This is a genomic window from Streptomyces niphimycinicus (genome assembly GCF_018883605.1).
GTDB classification, from domain to species: Bacteria; Actinomycetota; Actinomycetes; order Streptomycetales; family Streptomycetaceae; genus Streptomyces; species Streptomyces niphimycinicus.
In genome coordinates, this window is sequence record NZ_JAHLEM010000629.1 from 1 (window position 1) to 5,121 (window position 5,121).

5 protein-coding genes are annotated in these 5,121 nt (G+C 73.2%); 4 read left to right on the forward strand and 1 reads right to left on the reverse strand.

What is annotated here, in order from left to right:
- Positions 1 to 535: DUF3043 domain-containing protein (locus KN815_RS38285; RefSeq protein ID WP_216346423.1), on the reverse strand; the 535-nt coding region annotated here is incomplete at its 3' end.
- Positions 536 to 794: 259 nt separating this feature from the next.
- Between KN815_RS38285 and KN815_RS38290 the strand changes: the two genes are divergently transcribed.
- From KN815_RS38290 to KN815_RS38305, 4 genes are all read left to right on the forward strand, one after another.
- A complete protein-coding gene (locus KN815_RS38290; RefSeq protein WP_216346424.1) occupies positions 795 to 1,568 on the forward strand; it encodes a PspA/IM30 family protein in 774 nt (257 codons plus the stop codon).
- Between the two features lie 39 nt (positions 1,569 to 1,607).
- Entirely contained in the window at positions 1,608 to 1,886 is a 279-nt protein-coding gene (gene pspAA / locus KN815_RS38295) for a PspA-associated protein PspAA (protein ID WP_216346425.1), read from the forward strand.
- 104 nt (positions 1,887 to 1,990) lie between these two features.
- Positions 1,991 to 3,268 (forward strand): sensor histidine kinase, encoded by a 1,278-nt coding sequence (locus KN815_RS38300; RefSeq protein WP_216346426.1) that lies wholly within the window; start codon positions 1,991 to 1,993, stop codon positions 3,266 to 3,268.
- Positions 3,268 to 3,942 carry a response regulator transcription factor gene (locus KN815_RS38305; RefSeq protein ID WP_216346427.1) on the forward strand — a complete coding sequence of 225 codons (675 nt, stop codon included), beginning with the start codon at positions 3,268 to 3,270 and terminating at the stop codon, positions 3,940 to 3,942. Before KN815_RS38300 ends, KN815_RS38305 begins: the two co-directional genes overlap by 1 nt.
- Positions 3,943 to 5,121 lie beyond the last annotated feature (1,179 nt).

A 5,121-nucleotide genomic window follows, 5' to 3' on the forward strand; every position in this document is an offset into this window, starting at 1 on the left:
TGCGCATCAGGGCGTACGCCACCGCGCCGCGCAGATTCTCGTCGGGGAAGCGCCGGCGGAGCTGCCGCTTGAGCTGGAAGCCGAAGAAGATGGAGTTGATCACGATCAGGACGATGACCACCATCCACAGCAGCAGCACATAGCTCTGCATGGCCCCGGCCTGGATCATGCTCAGGACCAGGATGACCACCGCGAGCGGCAGGAAGTACTCGGCGACGGAGAACCGCGAGTCCACGAAGTCGCGGGCGAAGCGCCGCACCGGACCCTTGTCGCGGGCCGGCAGATACCGCTCGTCGCCCCCGGCCAGCGCCTCGCGCTGCTTGGCCAGATCGGCGCGGCGGGCCTCCCGGGCACGCTTGGCGGCGTCCTTACGGTTGGCCGGCGTCTTCGCCAGGCTGCGGCGCTGCGACTGGGCCTCGCTCCGCTTGGGAGTGGGGCGGCCCTTGGGCGCCTGCGGGTCACGGGTCTGCTGCGGCTGGTCCGCGGTCACCTTGGTGGTTGCGGCCTGCTCATCCTTGGAACGGCTTCGGAACACAGGGCCAAGGGTACGGGCTGCGGAGTGTGCGCCCCAGCCTCAGGGGGAACGATCAGGCAACGGAGTCCCGCCGTATCGGGACACAGGGGACACACTCCTCCTTGCGCCGGAGGCCCCGGCTGCCTGATCGTCCTGGAGGAGGAGCGCGAGCGGGCTCGAACAGTGCGGTAATGGAAGCAGGGCCCGTAGGCTGGGTCTGTTGGAGTGCCGGAGTCACACGTCCGTCAGAAGGGGGCGCGCGAGGCCCATGAGCGGTGTCATGAAGCGTATGGGGATGATCTTCCGCGCGAAGGCCAACAAGGCCCTGGACCGGGCCGAGGACCCGCGCGAGACCCTTGACTACTCGTACCAGAAACAGCTTGAGCTGCTCCAGAAGGTGCGGCGCGGCGTTGCCGACGTGGCGACCTCGCGCAAGCGCCTCGAGCTCCAGCTCAACCAGTTGCAGGGACAGTCCACCAAGCTGGAGGACCAGGGGCGCAAGGCGCTCGCGCTCGGCCGGGAGGACCTGGCCCGTGAGGCGCTCTCCCGTCGCGCCGCGCTTCAGCAGCAGGTCACCGACCTGGAGACGCAGCACCAGACGCTCCAGGGCGAGGAGGAGAAGCTGACCCTGGCCGCCCAGCGGCTCCAGGCCAAGGTCGACGCCTTCCGTACGCGTAAGGAGACCATCAAGGCCACCTACACCGCGGCCCAGGCGCAGACCCGGATCGGCGAGGCGTTCTCCGGCATCTCCGAGGAGATGGGCGACGTCGGCATGGCGATCCAGCGTGCCGAGGACAAGACGGCGCAGCTCCAGGCCCGCGCGGGCGCGATCGACGAGCTGCTGGCCTCCGGCGCCCTGGACGACCAGTCCGGTATGGCCAAGGACGACATCGCGGCCGAGCTCGACCGGATCTCCGGCGGTACGGACGTGGAGCTGGAGCTCCAGCGGATGAAGGCCGAGCTGGCCGGCGGCAGCCCGCAGCAGGCGATCGAGGGCGGCAAGACGGACCAGGGCCAGCAGTCCCAGACCCCGCACAAGTTCGACAAGCAGTAGCCCGCGCCCCGCCTGGGCGAGGTCTCCAAGGAGGTCGTCATGATCGTACGGATCATGGGGGAGGGCCAGGTGCGGGTGGCCGAAAGCCATCTGCCCGGACTGAACAGGCTGGACGACGAGCTGCTCGCCAAGATCGAGGGCGGCGATCACGAGGGCTTCCGGAAGACCCTGGGCGCGCTGCTGGACGCGGTGCGCTCGGCCGGTGAGCCCCTGCCCGACGACGCGCTCCAGCCGTCCGAGCTGATCCTCCCCGCGGCCGGCGCGACCCTCGAGGAAGTCAAGGCGATGCTCAAGGACGACGGCCTCATTCCGGGCTAGTGCGGCGCACCCCCGGACCACACTCCAACACAGGTCCTGCCTCCCCTCACCGGCCGGGCACGGGCCGCCCATCGAGCCCGGGCGGCCCGCGGCGGCCCCTACCGTTGGATTCCGTGACTCCCCTCGCCGTCGGCCCGGGTCTGGCCCGTTCGCACCGCTGGCTGTGTGCCCACCCCCGCGCCCTGGACACCCTGGTGGCGATCGGGGTCCTCGCGCTGATCCTGATCGGCGCCGTGGCCAGTCCGCGCATGCGCCACCAGCCGCTGGGCCCCTTCTTCGTACTGCTGGCCGTGCTCGTCGCCGCCTCGCTGGTGTTCCGCCGCGATCTGCCCCGCGGGGTGCTCGCCTTCACCGTCGCCCTCACCCTCGTCGAGATCGTCACCAATGACGAGGGCCCGCCGCGCACCTCCATCGTGTTCGGGGTCGTGGTGGCGCTCTACACCGCCGCCACCCGCACCGACCGGCCCACCACCTGGCGGCTCGGCGCCGCCACGGCCGTGCTGCTCACCGGGGCCGGGATGCTCTTCGCGCTCAACCCCTGGTACTCGCAGGAGAACTGGGGCCTGTTCGCCTGGGCCGGGCTGGCCGCGGCCACCGGCGACGCGGTGCGCAGCCGGCGCGCCTATATCGCCGCCATCGAGGAGCGGGCGGTGCGCGCCGAGCGCACCCGGGAGGAGGAGGCGCGCCGCCGGGTGGCCGAGGAGCGGCTGCGGATCGCCCGTGAGCTGCACGATGTCGTGGCGCATCACATCGCGCTGGTCAATGTCCAGGCCGGGGTCGCCTCCCATGTCATGGACAACCGCCCCGACCAGGCCAAGGAGGCGCTCGCCCACGTACGGCAGGCGAGCCGCTCGGCACTGGAGGAGCTGCGCGCCACGGTCGGCCTGCTGCGGCAGTACGGCGACCCCGCCGCCCCCACCGAACCGGCCCCCGGCCTCGCCGTCCTGGACCAGCTCGTGGACGGCTTCGTACGGGCCGGGATGCGGGTCCGGGTCCGGGCGGCGCCGCCCGAGGCGCTGGGCCCGCTGCCGGGCTCGGTGGACCTCACGGCGTACCGGGTCGTCCAGGAGGCGCTGACCAATGTGCACAAGCACGCCGGGCCCGGGGCCACCGCCGAGATCCGCATCGCCCGCGTCGGGGGCGCCGCCGGGAGCGCCCTGGAGGTCACGGTCGAGGACGACGGGGCGGGGACGCGGCCCGAGGGGCCGGAGGGGGAGCCCCCGGCGCCCGGGGAGGAGACCGGCGGCGGCGGACACGGCCTGCTGGGCATGCGTGAGCGGGTGACCGCGCTGAGCGGCAGTTGCGAGGCGGCACCCCTGCCCGAGGGCGGTTTCCGGGTGCGGGTGAGACTTCCTCTTCAGCCGCGTAGGGGAGGGGACTGATGACGATCAAGGTACTGCTCGCGGACGATCAGGCGCTGCTGCGCAGCGCGTTCCGCGTCCTGGTGGACTCCGAGGCGGACATGGAGGTGGTGGGGGAGGCGTCCGACGGCGCGCAGGCGGTGGAGATCGCCCGGGCCCGGGGCGCCGATGTCGTCCTGATGGACATCCGGATGCCCGGTACGGACGGGCTGGCCGCGACCCGCATGATCACCGAGGATCCGCAGCTCGCGGACGTCCGGGTGGTCATGCTGACGACCTTCGAGGTCGACGAGTACGTGGTGGACTCGCTGCGGGCGGGGGCCAGCGGCTTCCTCGGCAAGGGCGCCGAACCCGATGAGCTGCTCGCGGCGATCCGCATCGCGGCCGCGGGCGAGGCACTGCTGTCCCCGGTCGCGACCAAGGGGCTGATCGCCCGCTTCCTGGCCCAGGGCGACGGGAACGGCGAGAGCGCCTATGACGCCTCCCGGCTGGACGCCCTCACCGTCCGCGAGCGCGAGGTCCTGGTCCAGGTCGGGGGCGGGCTGTCCAACGACGAGATCGCCGCCCGGCTGGAGGTCAGCCCGCTCACGGTCAAGACGCATGTCAACCGTGCGATGGCCAAGCTGGGCGCCCGCGATCGCGCCCAGCTCGTGGTGATCGCCTACGAGACGGGGCTGGTCCGCGCGGGCGCGTAGCGGGTGTCCGGCGGGCCTTTCCCCTCCCCGCCCCTTCCCGAAACTGGGGCTCCGCCCCAGCCCCCGGACGGGGGTTCTGCCCCGGGCCCTGGGCTGGGGTTCTGCCTCAGACTCCGGACGGGGGCTCCGCCCCAGACCCCGAAACCCGGGGCTCTGCCTCGGATCCCGGTCCGGGGTGCTGCCTCGGATCCCGGGCTGGGGTGCTGCCCCAGGCCCCGGTCCGGGGTGCTGCCTCAGATCCCGGTCCGGGGTGCTGCCCCAGACTCCGGTCCGGGGCTCCGCCCCAGCCCCCGGACGGGGGTTCTGCCCCGGGCCCTGGGCTGGGGTTCTGCCTCAGACTCCGGACGGGGGCTCCGCCCCAGACCCCGAAACCCGGGGCTCTGCCTCGGATCCCGGTCCGGGGTGCTGCCTCGGATCCCGGGCTGGGGTGCTGCCCCAGGCCCCGGTCCGGGGTGCTGCCTCAGATCCCGGTCCGGGGTGCTGCCCCAGACTCCGGTCCGGGGCTCCGCCCCAGCCCCCGGACGGGGGTTCTGCCCCGGGCCCCGGGCTGGGGCTCTGCCTCAGACTCCGGACGGGGGCTCCGCCCCCGACCCCGAAACCCGGGGCGCTGCCGCAGATCCCGGACTGGGGCTCTGCCCCAGACTCCGGTCCGGGGCTCCGCCCCAGCCCCCGGACGGGGGTTCTGCCCCGGGCCCCGGGCTGGGGCTCTGCCTCAGACTCCGGACGGGGGCTCCGCCCCAGACCCCGGTCCGGGGCTCCGCCCCAGACCCCGAAACCCGGGGCGCTGCCTCAGATCCCGGACTGGGGCTCTGCCCCAGACTCCGGTCCGGGGTTCTGCCCCAGACTCCGGTCCGGGGTTCTGCCCCAGGCTCCGGACCGGGGCTCCGCCGCAGACCCTGAAACTGGTGCTCCGCCTCAGATCCCCGACCGAGGCTCTGCCCCAGGCCCCGGACCGGGGCTTCGCCCCCTGAACCCCCGGGGGCTGGGGCGGAGCCCCAGTTGTGGGAAGGGGCGGGGAGGGGAAAGCAGCCCGCCGCAGGCGCCACGATCGTGCGCCCCGCCCCCATCGTCGCCGAACAACGCTGCCTACGGCAGCGCCAGCATCCGCTCCAGCGCCAGCTTGGCGAAGTGCTCGGTCTCCTTGTCGACCTGGATGCGGTTGACCACCTTGCCCGCCGC

Coding starts and splice junctions, on each gene's coding strand:
- KN815_RS38290 (WP_216346424.1), top strand. CDS start 795: ATGAAGCGTATGGGGATGATCTTCCGCGCGAAGGCCAACAAGGCCCTG.
- pspAA (WP_216346425.1), top strand. CDS start 1,608: ATGATCGTACGGATCATGGGGGAGGGCCAGGTGCGGGTGGCCGAAAGC.
- KN815_RS38305 (WP_216346427.1), top strand. CDS start 3,268: ATGACGATCAAGGTACTGCTCGCGGACGATCAGGCGCTGCTGCGCAGC.